Source organism: Actinomyces capricornis (assembly GCF_019974135.1).
In the GTDB taxonomy this organism is placed as follows: domain Bacteria; phylum Actinomycetota; class Actinomycetes; order Actinomycetales; family Actinomycetaceae; genus Actinomyces; species Actinomyces capricornis.
In genome coordinates this window covers 2,868,875-2,886,494 of sequence record NZ_AP025017.1, presented here as the reverse complement: position 1 = coordinate 2,886,494, position 17,620 = coordinate 2,868,875, and the positions used below count along the sequence as shown (strand labels likewise).

General features: G+C 72.7%; 13 protein-coding genes. 4 read left to right on the top strand and 9 right to left on the bottom strand.

Annotated features, from left to right (window positions below; genetic code table 11):
* Nucleotides 1-21: 21 nt before the first annotated feature.
* The 4 genes from alaS to MANAM107_RS11795 form a co-directional block, all read right to left on the bottom strand.
* Nucleotides 22-2,730, bottom strand: a complete 2,709-nt coding sequence (alaS, locus tag MANAM107_RS11810) for an alanine--tRNA ligase (protein WP_223908856.1) — start codon at nt 2,728-2,730, stop codon at nt 22-24.
* A gap of 162 nt (nt 2,731-2,892) precedes the next feature.
* On the bottom strand, nt 2,893-3,516 hold the full coding sequence (gene rpsD / locus MANAM107_RS11805; RefSeq protein ID WP_223908849.1) for a 30S ribosomal protein S4: 624 nt from the start codon (nt 3,514-3,516) through the stop codon (nt 2,893-2,895).
* Between the two features lie 226 nt (nt 3,517-3,742).
* On the bottom strand, nt 3,743-4,531 hold the full coding sequence (locus MANAM107_RS11800) for a sulfite exporter TauE/SafE family protein (RefSeq protein WP_223908845.1): 789 nt from the start codon (nt 4,529-4,531) through the stop codon (nt 3,743-3,745).
* Between the two features lie 9 nt (nt 4,532-4,540).
* Nucleotides 4,541-5,953, bottom strand: coding sequence for a replication-associated recombination protein A (locus MANAM107_RS11795; protein WP_223908842.1), 1,413 nt, complete (start codon nt 5,951-5,953; stop codon nt 4,541-4,543).
* Between the two features lie 171 nt (nt 5,954-6,124).
* Here MANAM107_RS11795 and MANAM107_RS11790 point away from each other — a divergent pair, with 171 nt between their 5' ends.
* Nucleotides 6,125-8,404 carry an MMPL family transporter gene (locus MANAM107_RS11790; RefSeq protein ID WP_223908835.1) on the top strand — a complete coding sequence of 760 codons (2,280 nt, stop codon included), beginning with the start codon at nt 6,125-6,127 and terminating at the stop codon, nt 8,402-8,404.
* A gap of 39 nt (nt 8,405-8,443) precedes the next feature.
* Here MANAM107_RS11790 and MANAM107_RS11785 read toward each other — a convergent pair whose 3' ends face one another.
* Nucleotides 8,444-9,061, bottom strand: coding sequence for an L-threonylcarbamoyladenylate synthase (locus MANAM107_RS11785; RefSeq protein WP_179899912.1), 618 nt, complete (start codon nt 9,059-9,061; stop codon nt 8,444-8,446).
* Between the two features lie 83 nt (nt 9,062-9,144).
* Nucleotides 9,145-9,897 carry a glycerophosphodiester phosphodiesterase family protein gene (locus MANAM107_RS11780; protein ID WP_223908833.1) on the bottom strand — a complete coding sequence of 251 codons (753 nt, stop codon included), beginning with the start codon at nt 9,895-9,897 and terminating at the stop codon, nt 9,145-9,147.
* A gap of 290 nt (nt 9,898-10,187) precedes the next feature.
* Here MANAM107_RS11780 and MANAM107_RS11775 point away from each other — a divergent pair, with 290 nt between their 5' ends.
* The 3 genes from MANAM107_RS11775 to MANAM107_RS11765 all read left to right on the top strand — a co-directional run bounded on the left by MANAM107_RS11775 (nt 10,188) and on the right by MANAM107_RS11765 (nt 12,530).
* Nucleotides 10,188-10,433 carry an ArsR/SmtB family transcription factor gene (locus MANAM107_RS11775; protein ID WP_263421901.1) on the top strand — a complete coding sequence of 82 codons (246 nt, stop codon included), beginning with the start codon at nt 10,188-10,190 and terminating at the stop codon, nt 10,431-10,433.
* The gene (locus MANAM107_RS11770) at nt 10,417-10,740 is read left to right on the top strand and encodes a hypothetical protein (RefSeq protein WP_179899910.1); all 324 of its coding nucleotides are present in this window, start codon (nt 10,417-10,419) and stop codon (nt 10,738-10,740) included. Before MANAM107_RS11775 ends, MANAM107_RS11770 begins: the two co-directional genes overlap by 17 nt.
* Nucleotides 10,741-10,892: 152 nt before the next feature.
* Complete coding sequence (locus MANAM107_RS11765) at nt 10,893-12,530, top strand: serine/threonine-protein kinase (RefSeq protein WP_223908827.1); 1,638 nt, start codon at nt 10,893-10,895, stop codon at nt 12,528-12,530.
* A gap of 102 nt (nt 12,531-12,632) precedes the next feature.
* Here MANAM107_RS11765 and aspS read toward each other — a convergent pair whose 3' ends face one another.
* From aspS to MANAM107_RS11750, 3 genes are all read right to left on the bottom strand, one after another.
* On the bottom strand, nt 12,633-14,399 hold the full coding sequence (gene aspS / locus MANAM107_RS11760; RefSeq protein WP_223908815.1) for an aspartate--tRNA ligase: 1,767 nt from the start codon (nt 14,397-14,399) through the stop codon (nt 12,633-12,635).
* A gap of 107 nt (nt 14,400-14,506) precedes the next feature.
* Nucleotides 14,507-15,298, bottom strand: coding sequence for a DNA-directed RNA polymerase II (locus MANAM107_RS11755; protein WP_223908812.1), 792 nt, complete (start codon nt 15,296-15,298; stop codon nt 14,507-14,509).
* A gap of 138 nt (nt 15,299-15,436) precedes the next feature.
* The gene (locus MANAM107_RS11750) at nt 15,437-17,209 is read right to left on the bottom strand and encodes a hypothetical protein (protein ID WP_223908810.1); all 1,773 of its coding nucleotides are present in this window, start codon (nt 17,207-17,209) and stop codon (nt 15,437-15,439) included.
* Nucleotides 17,210-17,620: the final 411 nt, after the last annotated feature.

The window sequence follows — 17,620 nt, the reverse complement described above, 5'->3', positions numbered from 1 at the left end:
CACTCTCACCCATGGGGCGGCTCAGCCCCGCAGGGCCTCTGCCACGGCGCGCAGCGCCTCGGGCAGGGCCTGGGGATCCTGCCCGCCGCCCTGGGCCATGTCGTCCTTGCCGCCACCGCCGCCGCCCAGGGCCTTGGCCGCCACCCGCACCAGGGCGCCGGCCTTGATGCCCGCCTCCCGGGCCGGGGCGTTGGTGGCGATGACGATGACGGGCCGGGCGCCCACGACGCCGCCCACCGCCACGACCACGGGCTCGGCCTGGCCCATGCGCTCGCGCACATCGGCCACCAGGGGCCGCAGGCCGTCGGCCGAGGACAGCTCCCCCAGCGACAGGGCCGCCAGGCGGACGTCGCCCACGAGGGCGGCCGCCTCGACGATCTCGGTGGCACGGGCCGCCGTCGCCGCCTGCTCGGCCGCCTGGACCTTCTTCTCGGCCTCCTTCAGGCGCCCAAGAAGGGACTCGATGCGCTCGGGCAGCTCCTCGGGCCGGGCGCCCACGAGGGTGGAGAGCTGGGAGACCAGGGCGTGCTCGCGGGCCTGGAAGCCGTAGGCGCCCTGGCCCACCAGGGCGTCGATGCGCCGCACGCCCGAGCCGATGGAGGACTCCCCCAGCAGGGTGATGCGGCCGATGCGGCCGGTGGTGGGCACATGCGTGCCGGCGCACAGCTCCTTGGACCAGTCCCCGCCGATGGAGACCACGCGGACCTCCTTGCCGTATTTCTCCCCGAACAGGGCCATGGCGCCGGCGGCGCGCGCGGCGTCGATGTCCATGATCTCGTCGGTGACCGGCAGGTCCTCGGCCAGGCGCGTGTTGACCTCCTCCTCGATACCGGCGAGCTGGTCCGGGGCCAGGGCCGAGCCGTGGCGGAAGTCGAAGCGCAGGCGCGAGGGGGAGTTCTCGCTGCCCGCCTGGGTGGCGTTGGACGAGACGATGTCGTGCAGGGCCTGGTGGACCATGTGGGTGGAGGTGTGGGCCCGGGCGATGGCCAGGCGCCGCTCGGTGTCGATCTGCGCGAAGGCCCTCTCCCCCACGGTGACACCGCCCTCGGTGAGCCTGCCGCGGTGGACCGTCAGGCCCTTGAGGGGTGCCTGGACGTCGTCGACCTCGATGACCCCGCCGTCGGCCAGACGGATGGTGCCCTGGTCGGCGAGCTGGCCGCCCATCTCGGCCCAGAAGGGGGTGCGGTCCAGGACCACTTCGACCTGGGCGGGGGCGGTGGCCGTGGGCCGGGGGGCGCCGTCGACCAGGACCGCCGCCACGGAGGCCTCGGCCGAGGCCTCCGTGTAGCCCAGGAAGGTCGAGCCCCCCTCCATCTGGCGCTGGAGGTCCTGGAAGACGCGCAGGTCGGCGTGCCCGGTCTTCTTGGCGCGCGCATCGGCACGGGCCCGCTCCCTCTGCTCGGCCATGAGGTCGCGGAAGGCGGCCTCGTCGACGGCCACCCCCTGCTCGGAGGCCATCTCCAGGGTCAGGTCGATGGGGAAGCCGTAGGTGTCGTGCAGCTCGAAGGCGCTGCGCCCCGAGACCAGCGGGGTGGCGCCGCCGGCCTCCTTCTTAGCCTTGGCCACCGCGGTGTCCAGGATGGTGGTGCCCGCGGCCAGGGTGCGGCGGAAGGCCTCCTCCTCGCCGAAGGCGACATCACTGATCGTCGCCCAGTTCTCCTCCAGCTCGGGGTAGGAGGCCTTCATGGCCTCCTTGGAGGCGGTCATGAGGGTGGGCAGGGTGGCCTCGTCCACGCCCAGCAGGCGCATGGAGCGCACGGCGCGGCGGATGAGGCGGCGCAGCACGTAGCCGCGCCCGTCGTTGCCGGGGCGCACGCCGTCGCCGATGAGCATGAGGGCCGAGCGCACGTGGTCGGCGACGATGCGCATGCGCACGTCATCCATGTAGGCATCCGAGCCGGGGCCCGCCTGGGCCCCCCGCCCGTAGGTCCTGCCCGACAGCTCCTGAGCGGCCCCGATGACGGGGAAGACCTCGTCGATCTCATACATGTTGGGCTTGTCCTGCATGAGGAAGGCCAGGCGCTCCAGCCCCGCGCCGGTGTCGATGGCGGTGGGCTCCAGCGTGCCGACGAGCTCGAAGTCGTGGCCCTGGCCCTCACCGCGCAGGAACTCGTCGAACACGAGGTTCCAGATCTCCAGGAAGCGGTCGCCCTGGGTATCGGCCGCCGGGCCGCCCTCGGGACCGTAGGCCGGGCCCCGGTCGTAGTGGATCTCGCAGCAGGCCCCGGCCGGGCCCGGCTGGCCGGTGGACCAGGAGATCTCCTCGAAGGGCAGCTGCTGGATGCGCTCGGCGGGCACGCCGATGACGCGGGTCCAGTAGTCCAGGGAGACCTCGTCCTCCTCCCAGATCGTCATCCACAGCCGGTCGCCGTCGAGCCCGTAGCCGCCCTCCTGGGTCGAGGAGGTCAGCAGCTCCCAGGCCAGGGAGATGGCCCCCTCCTTGAAGTAGTCGCCGAAGGAGAAGTTGCCGTTCATCTGGAAGAACGTGCCGTGGCGCGTGGTGAAGCCGACATTATCGATGTCGTTGGTGCGGATGCACTTCTGCACCGAGGCGGCGCGGGGCCAGGGCGCCGGCTCGGTGCCCAGGATGTAGGGGATGAAGGGGACCATCCCGGCCACGGTGAACAGGATGGAGGGGTCCGGGGAGATCAGGGGCACCGAGGGCCGGATCTCATGGTCCTTCCGGGCGAAGTAGTCCAGCCAGCGGCTGCGGATCTCAGAGGTGCGCATCGGGGTCCTCATCCTGGTTCGTGGGTGGTGTGCCCGTCACGGCGGCGGGCGGTGGTGCACTGCGGGCGGGCCCGCCGCATCCGAGCGTACTGCGCGATACACCGGGCGCCCCGAACCGCTGAGCGGTCCGGGGCGCCCCGGCATGCATCGCGGGGGTGGGGATCAGCGCGAGTAGTACTCGACGACCATCTGCACGTCGCAGGTGACCGGGACCTCGTCGCGCTTGGGGCGGCGCACCAGGGAGGCCGAGAGCTTCTCCAGCTCGACGCTCAGGTAGTCCGGCACGGGGGGAAGCACGTCGCGGTGGGCGCCGGCGGCGGCGATCTGGAAGGGGACCATCACCTGGGAGCGGGGGCGGACCTGGATGGTCTGGCCGGGCTTGACGCGGAAGGAGGGGCGGTCCACGACCTTGCCGTCCACCAGGATGTGGCGGTGGACGACGGCCTGGCGGGCCTGGGCGATGGTGCGGGCGAAGCCGGAGCGCAGGACCAGGGCGTCCAGGCGCATCTCGAGCAGCTCGACGAGGGACTCACCGGTCAGGCCCTTCTCACGGCGGGCCTCCTCGAAGACGCGCTGCAGCTGGGCCTCGCGGATGCCGTACTGGGCGCGCAGGCGCTGCTTCTCCTTGAGCCGGACGGCGTAGTCGGACTCGGTGCGGCGCCGGGCGCGGCCGTGCTCGCCGGGACCGTAGGGGCGCCGCTCGAAGTAGCGCACGGCCTTCGGCGTCAGCGGAATGCCCAGGGCGCGGGACAGGCGCACCTGACGACGGGAGCGGGAGGAGCTCATGTGACTTCTTCCTGTCGGAGATGTGATCGCACGCCGCCGGCGGCCGCCAGCGGCGCGGGGCCAGCCGCAGTGGGCCATGACCCCAGGAGGCCCACCGGGCGCCGGGCGCAGGCGGGCAACTCCAGAACTCTAGCCCGACGTCGCCGCCGGCCGCATCTCCCATGACCCCGCTGTGAGGCGATCTTCATCACGGCCGGCCCCGGCGGGAGCCTGCCGCGCCCGCTGCTCAGGAGCGCCGACGGCGCAGCACCGAGACCACGGCGACCAGGAGGAAGGCGGTGAACAGCCACCGCGCCGCCGTCGGGCTCAGGTAGGCGGCCAGCATCGTGCCCAGCGGGGAGGCCGCCGCCGAGGCGGCTCCCGCCAGCAGGCCCACCCGCAGATCGGCACTGCCCCGCCGCAGGTTGCCCACCGTGCCCGACACGGCGGTGGGCACCATGGCCGCCAGGGAGGTGCCGCGTGCCAGCAGATCGCCGGCGCCCAGGACGATCTCCAGGCCGGGGACGACCACGACTCCCCCGCCCACACCCACCAGGCCCGCCAGCAGGCCGGCGACCATCCCAATGCCCACCAGGGCGGCGCACCGGGGGACGTCCAGGGCCAGCTCGCCGGCGCGCACCGGGGCCGAGAGCCCCTGTCCCACGATGACCAGGGCGACGAAGCCGACGAAGACCCACCTCAGGGCGCCCGTGGGGAGGCGGTGCAGCAGGCGCACCCCGATCTGGGTGCCCACCAGGGAGCCGGCCACGAGCAGGGCGGCGGCGCTCAGCGAGAGCTCACCGCGCAGCCCGTAGCTGATGGCGCCGACCAGGGCCGCCGGCATGATGGCCACCAGGGAGGTGGCCGCCGCCCGGCGCTGGTCCAGCCCCAGGACGGCCACGAGTGCGGGGACCATGAGGATGCCGCCGCCCACCCCGAACAGCCCGGAGAGCAGTCCCGCGCAGGCCCCGATCATCAGGGGCACCAGGGTGCGGCTGGCGGGCTGGGCACCGCCACCGCGCGGATCGTCGTTCACGTCGGAAGCCTACCGCTGGGAGCGCAGGATGGAGCGCACGCTGGCCAGGCGCTGGGCCAGGCGGTCCTCGAAGCCGTTGGCCGTGGGGTGGTAGTACTCGGTGCCCTCCAGGTCCTGGGGCAGATAGCTCTGGGCCACCACCGAGTGGGGGAAGTCGTGGGGGTAGAGGTAGCCCTGACCGTGGCCCAGCGCCTCGGCGCCCCGGTAGTGGGCGTCGCGCAGGTGGGCGGGCACGGCCTGGCCCTTGCCGGCCCTGACATCGGCCAGGGCGCGGTTGAGGGCGACGGTCACGGCATTGGACTTGGGCGCGGTGGCCACGGCCAGGGCCGCCTGGCCCAGGATGAGGCCGGACTCGGGCATGCCGACCATGGCCACCGCCTGCTGGGCGGCCACCGCCGTGGACAGGACGCTGGGGTCGGCCAGGCCCACATCCTCCGAGGCCTGGATGACGATGCGCCGGGCGATGAAGCGGGGGTCCTCCCCCGCGGCGATCATGCGGGCCAGGTAGTGCATGGTCGCGTCGGGGTCCGAGCCGCGCATGGACTTGATGAAGGCGCTGATGACGTCGTAGTGCTGGTCGCCCTGGCGGTCGTAGCGCACGGCGGCCACATCGGCGGCTCGCTCCACCTCCTCCAGGCCGATGGTCGGTCCGTGTTCCGGGCCGCGCTCCGGGCCGGTGGTCGGCTCGCCGTCGGCGCCCCCCGGCCCCTGGTCGGCCAGGACGGCGCCGGCGGCCGCCTCCAGCACTGTCAGCGCCTTGCGCGCATCGGAGCCGGCCATGCGCACCACTTGCTCGCGGGCCTCATCGGTGATGCCCACACGGCCCGCCAGGCCGCGCTCGTGGCTGAGGGCACGGTCCACCAGGGCGGCGATGTCCCGGGCCTCCAGTGGGCGCAGGGTCAGCAGCAGGGAGCGCGAGAGCAGCGGTGAGACGACGGAGAAGGAGGGGTTCTCGGTGGTGGCGGCGATGAGCGTGACCCACCGGTTCTCCACACTGGGCAGCAGGGCGTCCTGCTGGGAGCGGGAGAAGCGGTGGACCTCGTCGACGAACAGGACCGTCTCCTGGCCCGAGCCGGCCAGCTGGCGCCGCGCCTCCTGGACCACCGCCCGCACGTCCTTGACCCCGGCGGTCACTGCGGAGAGCTCGACGAAGCGGCGGCCCGAGCCGCGGGCCACGAGGTAGGCCAGGGTGGTCTTGCCGGTGCCCGGAGGCCCCCACAGGATGACCGAGGACACCCCCGCCCCGCCCATCGCCCCGTGCCCGGGCTCCACCAGGCGCCGCAGCGGCGAGCCGGGGGCCAGCAGGTGGTCCTGCCCGGCCAGCTCCTCCAGGCAGCGCGGCCGCATGCGCACGGCCAGGGGCGCGTGCCCATCGTCGGGCAGTCCGGCCTCATCAGTGCCGGCAGACTCGAAAAGGTCCATGCCCGGACCCTATCGCCCCCGGGGCCGGGGCGGCCCGCCCCACGACGCCCCACGGCGCCCCGACGGCGCCGGCGCACGGGCGCCCACCACTGGACGGGGCCCGCCGGCGTGGTCCGCGGGCATGTTCCCGCGATGCGGCGGCAGCCGCCTGCCGGATGAGACAATCGCCCCATGCTCTCCTGGTTCGCCCACCGCGTCGTCAAGGACGCCTGGTTCGTCATCCTCACCTGGGGGCTGGTCGCGGTGGCCCTGGCGGCCACGGCGCTGACCGGCCTGGGCGGGCCGAGCCTCTTCAGCCGCCTGGCGGCCCCCTCCTCCAGCCTGCCGGGCACCCAGAGCGCCGTGGGCCAGGAGGTACTGGACTCCCTGGCCGGGGATGCCGTCGCGGTCACCCTCCTGGTCTCCGACGTCGACCTGAGCAGTACCCAGCACCAACAGGACATCGCCGCGGCCCTGGCCCCGGCCCATGCCGACCTGGCCCGGCTGGCGGGGACCTCCAATGTGCTGGACCCCTTCGTGGTCCCCGGGATGCTCTCCACCCCCGCTGCCCGCTCCATGGCCTCCAAGGACCTCGACAGCTTCATCATCGTGGTCACTGTCAACCCCAATGGCACGGCTGTGGCCGACCCCCAGGACAGCGCTTACACCAGGGAGCTCAATGCCCTGGTGGACAGGGTCGCCTCCCGCCTGGAGCGGGTCCCCGACGAGCTGGGCGATGTGGAGCCCCGGGCCACGGGCATCGTCTCCCACCAGCGGCTGATCGACCAGGCCATCAGCGCGCAGGCGGGGCGCGACCTGCTCACCGCCGAGATGATCATCCTGCCCATCGTCCTGCTCGCGATGATCCTCATCCTGCGGAGCCTCATCGCGGCCCTGGCTCCACTCCTGGCGGCGCTGGCCTCCCTGGCGACGAGTCTCGGCGCGCTCTACGGGCTGTGCCTGCTCATGGGCATCGAGCCGCTGGTCATCGCCGTCGCCGTCCTGGTGGCCACAGCGCTCCCCCTGGCCCACGGCCTGATGCTCACGCTGCGCTACCGTGCGGAGCTGGGCCGCGCCGACAGCGAGTTCGCCCTGGAGGACAGCCGTGAGCGACGGCGCCGCACTGGACGGCGCGATCTGCTCATCACCACGTGCATGACCACCGCCATGCGCACGGCGGGCCGCACGGTCATGCTGAGCACGCTGGCGGTGGGCATCGGCCTGGCCGGCCTGGCGCTCCTGGAGGGCGGGGTCCTGCAGGCCATCGCCCTGGCCTGCACCATCACCATTCTGGTGGGCGCCGCCGTGACCCTGACCCTGGTGCCGGCCCTCCTGGTGCTTCCGGGCCGACGCCTGGCGGGGCCCTCCCCGCTGGCACGCCTGCCCCTGCCGGGCCGGGCGGGTCGGGGCGCGGTTCGCCCTGACGGGCTGGGCCCCGGGCCTCGGCGCTACCCGTGGGTGGTGGTCGCCGGCTGCCTGCTCCTGCTCATGGCCGCGGCCCTGCCATTGCGCCAGTTGCAGGTGGTCACCCCCTCTGCTGAGCACCTGCCGTCCGGCTCGTCCCAGTACGACCACTGGAGAGTCCTCCAGGAGGACTACCCGGCTGCCGCGGGCCAGGACGCCACGCTCATCCTGGCGGGCACCGGCACCAGGGTCACCGATTTCATCAACACGCAGGTGGCGGCGGTGCCGGGGGTCGAGGCCATCTTGAGCCCGTCGACGGCCGGGGAGTACACGGTGGTCTACCTGGACCTCAAGGGCGAGCCCTCCTCGGCCTCGGCCGAGAGCGCGGTGGCGGGAATCCGCGCCCTGCCCGCCCCGGTGGACAACTGGGTGACGGGCCAGGCCGCCAGCCAGCTCGATGCGCGCGAGGCCATCGTGGCCGGCCTGCCCCGGGCGCTGGGAGCCGTGGCGATGTCCACCATCATGCTGCTGTTCCTGCTCACCGGCTCCCTGCTCATGCCCCTGCGGGCACTGCTGGTGACCTTCCTGTCCCTGGCCTCGTCCTTCGGGCTGCTGGCCTGGCTTATTCAGCACGGTTACGCCTCGGCCCTGGTGGGCCTGAGGCTCGGCGGTGGCCTGGAGGTGGCGGTGGTGGCCGGCGCGGCCTGCCTGGGCCTGGGGCTGTCCCTGAGCAACGAGGTCGTCGCGCTGACCCGCATCGGCGAGTACCGCGAGTCCGGCTTCGACCACGCGACCTCCACGGAGCGGGGCCTGCGGCCCGCGAATCGCACGATCGCCCTGATCACGGTGCCCATGGTGGTGGTCTTCGCGGGCCTGGAGGCCGGCGGCCTGCCGGCGCTCAAGGAGCTCGGGCTGGCACTGACCATCGTCGTCATCCTCGACGCGGTCCTTGTGCGCGCGCTGCTGGTGCCCGCGGTCATGGGGCTCCTGGGAAGCTGGAACTGGTGGTCGCCGGGCTGGCTGGAGTCGCTGCGAGGCCCCGCCCCGACCCGGCCGGCCCAGGACTAGCCGCCTCTCCCTGGGAGGCCGTGGCGCAACAGGGAGGCGCTACAGCAGGGAGACGTCCCCCGCGCCCTCGCGCAGCACCTCGGGAACGTCATCGGTCAGGTCGACCACCGTGGTGGAGCGGGCCTGGCCCACCGGCCCCTCGATGACCACGTCGAGCAGATGGCCCAGGGTGTCCTGGATCTGCCAGCCATCGGTCTCCGGCTCGGTGCTTCCGGGGCGGATGAGCGTGGAGGACAGCAGCGGCTCACCGAACTGGGCCACCAGGGCCTGGGTGATGGCATGGTCGGGGATGCGCACGCCCAGGGTGTGCTTCTTGGGGTTGAGGGTCATGCGCGGCACCTCCTTGGTGCCCTTGAGGATGAAGGTCCACGGGCCCGGGGTCAGGCGCTTGATGAGCCGGAAGGCGTTGTTGCCCACGATCGCCAGCGGACCGGCCTGGGCGAAGTCGGCGCAGATGAAGGTGAAGTTGTGCTTGACGTCCAACTGGCGGATGGTGCGGATCCGGTCCAGGCCCTCCTTATTGCCAGGGGCGCAGGCCAGGGCGTAGCCGGAATCGGTCGGATAGGCCACCAGACCGCCGTCCCTGAGGGCATCGACGACCTTGGCCACCAGGCGGGTCTGCGGGTTGTCCGGGTGCAGCTCGATGTAGCGCGACATGCCTCCATGCTACATCCGGTGACCGCACTCACAATCATTGGAGGCCTGCTCCGCTCCCCGGGGCGGCGCCGACCGGACCGCGCCTACCGCGCCAGGTCGAGCATCTCGTGGGCATTATCGGAGAAGACGGCGGTGGCGCCCCAGTTGAACAGCTCGTTGGCCCGCCCCCGGGAGTTGACCGTCCACACGCCCACTCCGTAGCCGGCACCGCGCGCCAGTTGGACCATCTCACGGGTCAGGCCCGCATCCTCCAGATGGATGTGCTCCGCGCCGGTGAGCTCCATGGTCGAGCGCCAGTCCCCGTAGGGGCCCGGCCGGCCGTAGAGGCAGGCCACCGGCACCTGCGGGAGGCGCTGCTTGAACAGGTAGAGCAGGAGGTGGTTGAAGGAGGAGACCAGCACCCGCTCGCCCATGCCCCGGGCCTCGAGCTCGGCGGCGACCCGCTCCACCAGCAGCAGACTGCGCGAGCCGCCCGCCTCATTGGACTTCAGCTCCAGATTCAGGCCCAGCCCCGTTGCGGTGGCGATCTCCAGCAGCCGGGGAAGGGTGGGCAGCGGCTCACCGGCGAAGTCCGGGGAGAACCAGGATCCGGCATCGATCCCCGACAGATCCGCCGCCACGAGATCGTCGTAGCGACCGGAGCGATCAGTGGTGCGATCCAGGGTGGAGTCGTGCAGGACGATGACCGTGCCGTCGCGGATCACATCGACATCGACCTCGGCCCAGGTGGCCCCGCGCTCCACGGCCAGGCGCACCGCGGCCAGGGTGTTCTCCGGGGCCAGGGCGCTCAGGCCCCGATGCGCGTAGATGCGGCGCTGCTCGCCTGCTGCCTGCACTCTGCCTCCTGCGGTGATGGGACTGCCGTGGGCACCGCCCAGGCGGCGGAACGAGCCATGCCCGCCGGGGCTGTCGCGCGGCTGCACGGTCGCACCACGGTGCCGGGCGCCCACCATACCCGCCGCACCGGGCGGGGCACCCACGACGACGACACGACACATCAAGGCGCTTGCATATCAAGCTCCACTGATATAAGGTCCCTTTTATGCAAGGGGACGACACGCCCATCACCGGGCCACTGACCGACGACTCACCAGTCGTGCAGCTGTTCAAGGCCCTTGCACACCCGATGAGGGCGAGCATCATCTACCGCCTGACCGAGTCACCCGCGGATGTCAGCGAGCTCGTCGAGCTTCTCGGCGTCTCCCAGCCACTGGTGTCCCACCACCTGCGCCTGCTGCGTGAGACCCATCTGGTCGAGGCCGTCAGGGACGGCAGGCGGAACCTCTACTCCCTCATCGACGACCACGTCGCATCGATCTTCCTCGATGCACTCGGACATATGAAGGAGCACGACCATGACTGCCACCACTGAGCACCGTCCCGCCGAGGCCCACACCCACACCCACGGCCCCGACTGCGGGCACCCCGCCGTCATCCACGGCGACCACGTGGACTACATCCACGACGGCCACGCCCACCGCGAGGACAACGGCCACTACGACGAGTGCACCACCTGCTCCTGCCCGGACTGCTCCGACGTCTGCGCCGTGTGCGAGTGCTCGGACTGCTCCTGCCCCACCTGCAACCACAACACCTGCTCCTGCGAGCACTGCTCGGACTCCTGCTCCTCGTGCTCCTGCGAGGACTGCTCCTGCGCCACCTGCACGCACGCAGCCTGAGCCCCCTCCACCAGCAGCCACGGACTCCCCTCCCGACGGCGCCCAGCGGCCCGCGGGACGGGAGTCCGTGCTCTGTGCGCAGCGCCCGGCACTGGAGTCGAGGACGCCGTTGAGGTTTGCACAAGCGGCCCGCCCTTGCGGATCATGAGCCCATGACCGCGCCCCCGCCACCCACCCTCTCGCCGTCCGAGGTGCCACCGGTACCCGGGGTGCGCCTGGAAGGGGTCCTGGGGCGAGGCGGCTTCGCCACCGTCTACGCCGGGGAGCAGCTCTCCCTGGCGCGTCCGGTCGCGGTCAAGATCGACTCGCGCATGCTGCACGACGAGCGCAACCGGCGGCGCTTCCACCGCGAGATGAGCGCGGCCAGCCGCGTCAGCGGCCACCCCCACGCCGTCTCCCTCATCGACGCCGGGGTACTGCGCGACGGGCGCCCCTACCTGGTCATGGAGCGCTGTGACGGTGGCTCACTGGTCGACCTGCTCAGGCAGGGCCCGCTCACCCCGGCCCACGCCGTGCGCATCATCGAGGCGGTCTGCGGCGCCCTGGGCGCGGCGCATCGTGCAGGCGTCCTGCACCGGGACATCAAGCCGGGGAACATCCTCATCGACGCCTACGGCGCTCCCCGGCTGGGAGACTTCGGCATCGCAGCCATCGAGCGCGAGGACCGCGCCGCCTCGGTCACCCTGGATACGCTGACCCCCGAGTTCGCCCCGCCCGAGGCCTTCACCCTCAGCGCCCCGGCCGCCAGTGGGGACGTGTGGTCCATGGGCGCGGTCCTGTTCAGCCTCGTCACCGGGCGCTCGCCGCGCACCAGCAGGGACGGCGGAGCAATGAGCCTGTCGGAGATCGTCAGCACTCTGCACGCCCCCGTGGACACCTCCGACCCCCGTATCCCCGGCCCGCTGCGCCTGGTGCTGGATCGCGCCATGCACCCCGACCCCGCGCAGCGCCATCGCGATGGCACCGAGCTGGCCCAGGCGCTGGCCGCACTCCGGGGCGGGCTGGACTCCAGCGCCGCCGCAGGCCGGGAGGACGTGCTCCTGGCAGCGGCCTCCGCCTCCCAGCACCTCGCAGAGCCTCCAAGCGCCGCACCGCCGCCCGACCGGTGGTCGCCCACGGGCCCGGCAGGCCCCGGGGCGAAGCGTTCCGCCTCCCGCTCCACGGCCATGAGCACCCAGGCCACCGCGGGTGTCCTCATCCTGGGGACCATCGTCGGGAGCGTCGTCATCGCCGCCGGCATCCTCGGGATCCGCACGCTGCTGCACAGCCAGCAGGCCTCAGTGACCACCTCCGCCGCGCCAACCAGCACCCCGCCCCCGGCCCCGGCCACAGCCACGGCCCAGGATCCCGCCGGCACGGCGGCCCAGGCCGTCGGGGAGGCGGTCCCGGAGGAGGCGCCCACCCCCGGTGCGCCCACCGGGGCCCTGCCCGCCCCGGCCCGGGTCGACGAGCAGGGCATCCCCGTCTCGGAGTCCATGCCCTGGCCCGTGGGCACCTGCCTCAACCACAGCGATTCACCACTGGGCGGCACCACCGTCCAGCAGGCGGACTGCGCCCGGGCCCAGTGGGTCGTCTTCGCCGGCGGCGACATGGACCCGGCGTCGTCGGCCACCAGCGTCGCCCGGGCCCTGGAGGAGGACCCGCAGGTCCAGGCGATCTGCACCGCCGCCTACGCCGAGCGCTACGGGCTGGACCTGGGCACCAGCCACGAGATCAGCACGGTGGGGCCCAGCCAGGAGGAGTGGGCCGCAGGGCAGCGCGGCTTCTCCTGCGTCTACGGACGCATCTGAGACCCGCCCCTGCCCTCATCACGGCGCCGCCGCTCCTCACTGCCCGTCCCACTGCCCGCCCCGCCGACCGTGGCGGGACGGGCAGTGGGGACGGCCGGGGCCTCAGGCGGGCTCGGCGTCGACGCCGGCCTCCTTGCGCTGCTCGGGCGTGATGGGGGCGGGGGCGTCGGTCAGCGGGTCGTAGCCGCCACCGGACTTGGGGAAGGCGATGACGTCGCGGATCGAGTCGGCCCTGGTCAGCAGGGACACGATGCGGTCCCAGCCGAAGGCGATGCCGCCGTGCGGCGGGGCCCCGAAGCTGAAGGCCTCGAGCAGGAAGCCGAACTTCTCCTGGGCCTCGGCCTGGCTGATGCCCATGACCTTGAAGACCCGCTCCTGGATGTCGGCGCGGTGGATACGGATGGAGCCGCCGCCGATCTCATTGCCGTTGCACACGATGTCGTAGGCGTAGGCCAGGGCGCTGCCCGGGTCGGTGTCGAAGGTCTCCAGGCACTCGGGCTTGGGCGAGGTGAAGGCGTGGTGGACCGCCGTCCACGCCGAGGCGCCCAGGGCGACGTCGCCCTCCGCCCGGGCCTCCGCGGAGGCCTTGAACAGGGGGGCGTCCACCACCCACACGAAGGACCACTGGTCCTCGTCGATGAGCCCGCAGCGCCTGCCGATCTCCAGGCGGGCGGCCCCCAGCAGGGCGCGGGCCGCCTCGATGGTGCCGGCGGCGAAGAAGATGCAGTCCCCCGGCTGGGCGCCGGCGGCCCGGGCCAGCCCGGCGCGCTCGGCCTCGGAGATGTTCTTGGCCACGGGCCCGCCCAGCTCGCCGTCCTCACCGACGGTCACGTAGGCCAGGCCCTTGGCGCCACGCTGCTTGGCCCACTCCTGCCAGGCGTCGAAGGTGCGCCGCGACTGCGAGGCGCCCCCGGGCATGACCACGGCTCCCACGTGGGGGCTCTGGAAGACCCGGAAGGAGGTGTTGGCGAAGTAGTCGGTGAGGTCGACCAGCTCCAGAGCGAAGCGCAGGTCGGGCTTGTCCGTGCCGTACTTCTCCATGGCCTCGGCGTAGGTCATCCGCGGGATCGGGGTGGGCAGCTCGTAGTCGATGAGCGCCCAGACCTCGCGCAGCACGTCCTCGGCCACGGCGATGACGTCGTCCTGCTCGACGAAGCTCATCTCCACATCCAACTGGGTGAACTCGGGCTGACGGTCGGCCCGGAAGTCCTCATCGCGGTAGCAGCGGGCGATCTGGTAGTAGCGCTCCATGCCCGCCACCATGAGCAGCTGCTTGAACAGCTGGGGGCTCTGGGGAAGGGCGTACCAGGAGCCGGGGGCCAGGCGCGCGGGCACGAGGAAGTCGCGGGCGCCCTCCGGGGTGGAGCGGGTCAGGGTGGGGGTCTCGATCTCCACGAAGTCGTGGGCCTCCAGGACGCGGCGTGCCGCCGCCGAGACCTGGGAGCGCAGGCGGATGGCCCGCTGCATGGGCGAGCGGCGCAGGTCCAGGTAGCGGTATTTCAGGCGGGCCTCCTCCCCCACCTGGCCGGCGTCCTCGGCGTGGTCGGAGACCTGGAAGGGAAGCGGGGCGGCGGGGTTGAGGATCTCCACGTCAGTGGCCACGACCTCGATCTCCCCGGTGGGCAGGCTGGGGTTGGCATTGCCCTGCGGGCGGGCGGCGACCTCGCCGATGACCCTCAGGACGTACTCGGCGCGCAGGTCGTGGGCGACCTCCTCGCGGATGACCACCTGGGCGATGCCCGAGGCGTCGCGCAGATCGATGAAGGCCACGCCCCCGTGATCGCGGCGCCGGTCCACCCACCCCGTCAGCGTGACAGTGGTGCCGATGTCCTCGGAGCGCAGGGAGCCTGCTGTGCGGGTTCGCAGCACGGTGCTGGATTCCTTCCGTGTGGGGCACTGTCCCGGTGCCCGTCGGGGCGCACCGCGAGACGGGCGGGCGCCGTCGGCAGTCTAGCCCGGGCTCCCAGGCGCCCCGATCAGGCGTGCAGCCCGCGCTGCGCCATCGCCCCCTGGCTCCGCTTCAGCTGGGCCAGGCGGCGCCGGTTGACCACGACGACGATGGACAGCAGCACCAGGAGCGCGCTGAGGGCCAGGATGGAGTGGCCCACGGCGGGAAAGGCGTCCGCGGCCGCGCTGCGCTGCAGGGCGGCGGGAGCCTCGGGCCGCGTGCCCGTCCCGGAGCCACCGACCGTGTTGGCCATGGGTGGTGGGGTGGGGTCCGGCTGCGGGGTGGGTGTGGGAATGGTCTCGGCCCCGCCGATGACGGTCACGCCCGCCACGGTGAAGTAGGGGCTCTTGTTGGTGTAATCGGCGGTGCGCACGGTGGAGGTGGGGACGTCCTGCCCCGCCGACACGCGGAAGCGCAGCCAGTGCGAGCCCAGCCCCACGTAGTCCGGCAACTCGAAGGAGCCCGAGGCGGTGCCGTCCTCCTCGATGCTGATCGTGGCCACGATGGCGGAGGCCTCCGGGGAGGCGGCCAGGGCTCCGTCGTCGATGAGGATCTGGACCGTGGCGCCGCGCGGGAAGCCCGACACGGTGAACATGAGGGTGCCTCCCACGGCCACGGTGGAGGGGCTGACGGTGGAGGCGGTGCCGCTGGTGGAGGGCCCGGTGGACGTATCGGCCCGGGCGGGGGCGCCCTCCGCGGACAGGATGAGCAGCGGGACCAGGGCGATGAGGCACACCGCGGCCAGATCGCGCCCGCTGCGGGGCGCACGGCTCACCGAAGCGATCACCGAGGCGATCCTCGCCAGGAGTACTTCCCGCATGCCCGTCCTTCCTTGCTCACACATCTGCCCATCCCCGGTCTCCTGCTGCAGCGGTGGTCTCATGCCCCGCTCCGGCCTTGCCTGCGGCGGCCGTCCCCCAGCGGCGCCGTGAGGGTCCTTGCGGCTGTCATATCGTCGTCAGCCCCGCAGCACGGCCACCCCTGAGCGGGCCGCCACCAGGAAGCTCGCGGCTCCCAGCACCAGCAGCCCGCCGGCCCCCACGAGCAGCCAGTCGTCGGGCCCGATGTACCCGGGCCCGTCGGCGACGTGGGCCCCGGGCAGGACGCGCGCCTGCCTGGTATCACCGGGCTTGTAGGCGGCCTCGGCGATCTCCAGGCGGGCCCAGCCCAGCAGGACGTTGTCCCGATCGGCCACCACGAGCTCATAGCTGCCCGAGCCGAGAGTGGAGATGTCGATGGCCACCGAGTTGGTGGAATCGACCTGCACCCAGCCCGGGCTCTGGGCCCCGGGGAAGACGAAAACCGAGACCCACTCCCCCTGCGTGACCGCGGAGGAGGGCAGGATGAGGGTCACCAGGTCGCCCTGGCGGGCCCCGGACAGGGCACCCGCATTGTCGGCGCTCAGCTCCGAGGCGCTGAAGACCGGGGCGCGCGGGGTCCCGGCGGGCCGCTGCTGGGGGTCGTCCTCGGCCGGGGGCGAGGGCTGAGCCTGCTGCGCCGCGCCGGGATCGGCCTCACGATTCTCGCCGCCCGGCTCCTGGGAGGCCCGGTCCTGCTCGGGGGCGGGCACCGGCGGGACGGTGGGCGCGGCGGCGGGCGGGGCGATGTCCTCGCTGTCCTTGCTCAGCGCCGAGGAGTGGTCCGGCGGCTCGAAGGGCTCGAGGGCCGGGGGCTCCTGGGGGTCCTGGGGCGCGAGAGGATCGGCCGAGGGCGTGGGCTCCGGCGCCGCGGGCGGGTCTGGGTCTGCGGGCTGCCCCGGGGGCGGCTCGGTGCCCGCTGACGTCGGCTCAGCACTCGGCACCGGCGACACCGTCGGCTGAGCAGTGGGCTGCGGCGAGGGCCCGGGGCCGGGCCTCGTCGTCGGCTCCGCCGTAGGGGCCGTGGTGGGACTCGGCGTGGGCACGGGCCCCGTGGTCGGGGCGGAGGTGGGGGAGGTCGTCGGCTCGGGGCTGGGCGAGGCGGACGGCTCGGGCGAAGCAGAGGGCTCGGGCGAGGGCTGCAGCGACGCAGAGGGCTGCGCCGTCGGCTCAGGACTCGGGGAGGCCGAGGGCTCGGGTGCCGGATCCGGGCTCGGCTCGGGCGAGGGGGACGGTGCCGGCTCCGGTTCCGGCGTGGGCGTCGGGCTTGGCTCCGGCCCGGGCGAGGGTGACGGGCCCGGCTCGGAGACGGTGAAGATGCCCGTGGTCACGACGTCCTCATCGCTGGTGAGGGTCAGGCTGAAGGTCCCCGTGCCGGGGATGTCGGCGCCGTGGTTGAAGGCACGGGCCTCCTCCAGGAGCTGGTCGAAGGGCAGGTCGCCGATGGCACTGCCGGCTTCCTCGCCACTGTCGGCGAGGTAGAGGACATTGCCGGTCTCATACCTCTTGAGCTCATCGGGGCCGTGGAGGTTGACCGTGATCTCGGGGTCGGGCAGTGCGGTGCCGGGAGTCTCGCACCAGCCGGTGGCCGCGATGGACAGGGCCTGGCCCACGGTGTAGGCGGGCACGGCGCCTCCGGCGGGCTCCCCTCCGGGGAGATTGACGACGACGGCGGGGGTGCAGGCCTCCTCGGGCACGTCGACGCCCCTCGGCCCGGGGAGCTCGTCACGCGCACCCGTCTCTTCGACCGCCCGTCCAGCGTCAGGGGCTCCGGTGGCCTGCGCGGTGGCGACGGCCTCGGGAGCCGCCTCAACGCCCGTGGCGGCATTGCCGGAGGCCGGAGCCACGAGCAGGACGCCGAGAGCAGCGGGCATGACAAGCGCAGCGCCGGCCCGCCTCCGCAGGGGGCCGGCCGCGCTCGGCCGCTGTAAGAGTCGCATCGGGTCGTACCGTTTCGTGGGCAGTTCTTGGGATGCTCCTGGATGCCCGATAGGCACCACCTGAGCACTGAGAAAATGAGTAGAATGAGTGGCCGTGTTGACCATCGGACCGTCACGGGACTGCGATCCGAAATCCTCGTCCCCAAGGCACCACGCACCCCATCACAGGCCCATGGTATCGCCATCGGTGACGCGATTCGATATCAGCCGGGCGGCGAAGGGGCCTCTGACCGGCAGCGCAGGATGCCCGGCGTCACAACATCATGAGATCGCTCATTCAGCGTCGACGACCTTTCACTGCGAGCACCTAGAACATCCACGACCCTCATCGTTTAAAAATATACG

Coding starts and splice junctions, on each gene's coding strand:
- alaS (WP_223908856.1), bottom strand. CDS start 2,730: ATGCGCACCTCTGAGATCCGCAGCCGCTGGCTGGACTACTTCGCCCGG.
- rpsD (WP_223908849.1), bottom strand. CDS start 3,516: ATGAGCTCCTCCCGCTCCCGTCGTCAGGTGCGCCTGTCCCGCGCCCTG.
- MANAM107_RS11795 (WP_223908842.1), bottom strand. CDS start 5,953: ATGGACCTTTTCGAGTCTGCCGGCACTGATGAGGCCGGACTGCCCGAC.
- MANAM107_RS11790 (WP_223908835.1), top strand. CDS start 6,125: ATGCTCTCCTGGTTCGCCCACCGCGTCGTCAAGGACGCCTGGTTCGTC.
- MANAM107_RS11785 (WP_179899912.1), bottom strand. CDS start 9,061: ATGTCGCGCTACATCGAGCTGCACCCGGACAACCCGCAGACCCGCCTG.
- MANAM107_RS11775 (WP_263421901.1), top strand. CDS start 10,188: ATGAGGGCGAGCATCATCTACCGCCTGACCGAGTCACCCGCGGATGTC.
- MANAM107_RS11770 (WP_179899910.1), top strand. CDS start 10,417: ATGACTGCCACCACTGAGCACCGTCCCGCCGAGGCCCACACCCACACC.
- MANAM107_RS11765 (WP_223908827.1), top strand. CDS start 10,893: ATGACCGCGCCCCCGCCACCCACCCTCTCGCCGTCCGAGGTGCCACCG.
- MANAM107_RS11755 (WP_223908812.1), bottom strand. CDS start 15,298: ATGCGGGAAGTACTCCTGGCGAGGATCGCCTCGGTGATCGCTTCGGTG.
- MANAM107_RS11750 (WP_223908810.1), bottom strand. CDS start 17,209: ATGCCCGCTGCTCTCGGCGTCCTGCTCGTGGCTCCGGCCTCCGGCAAT.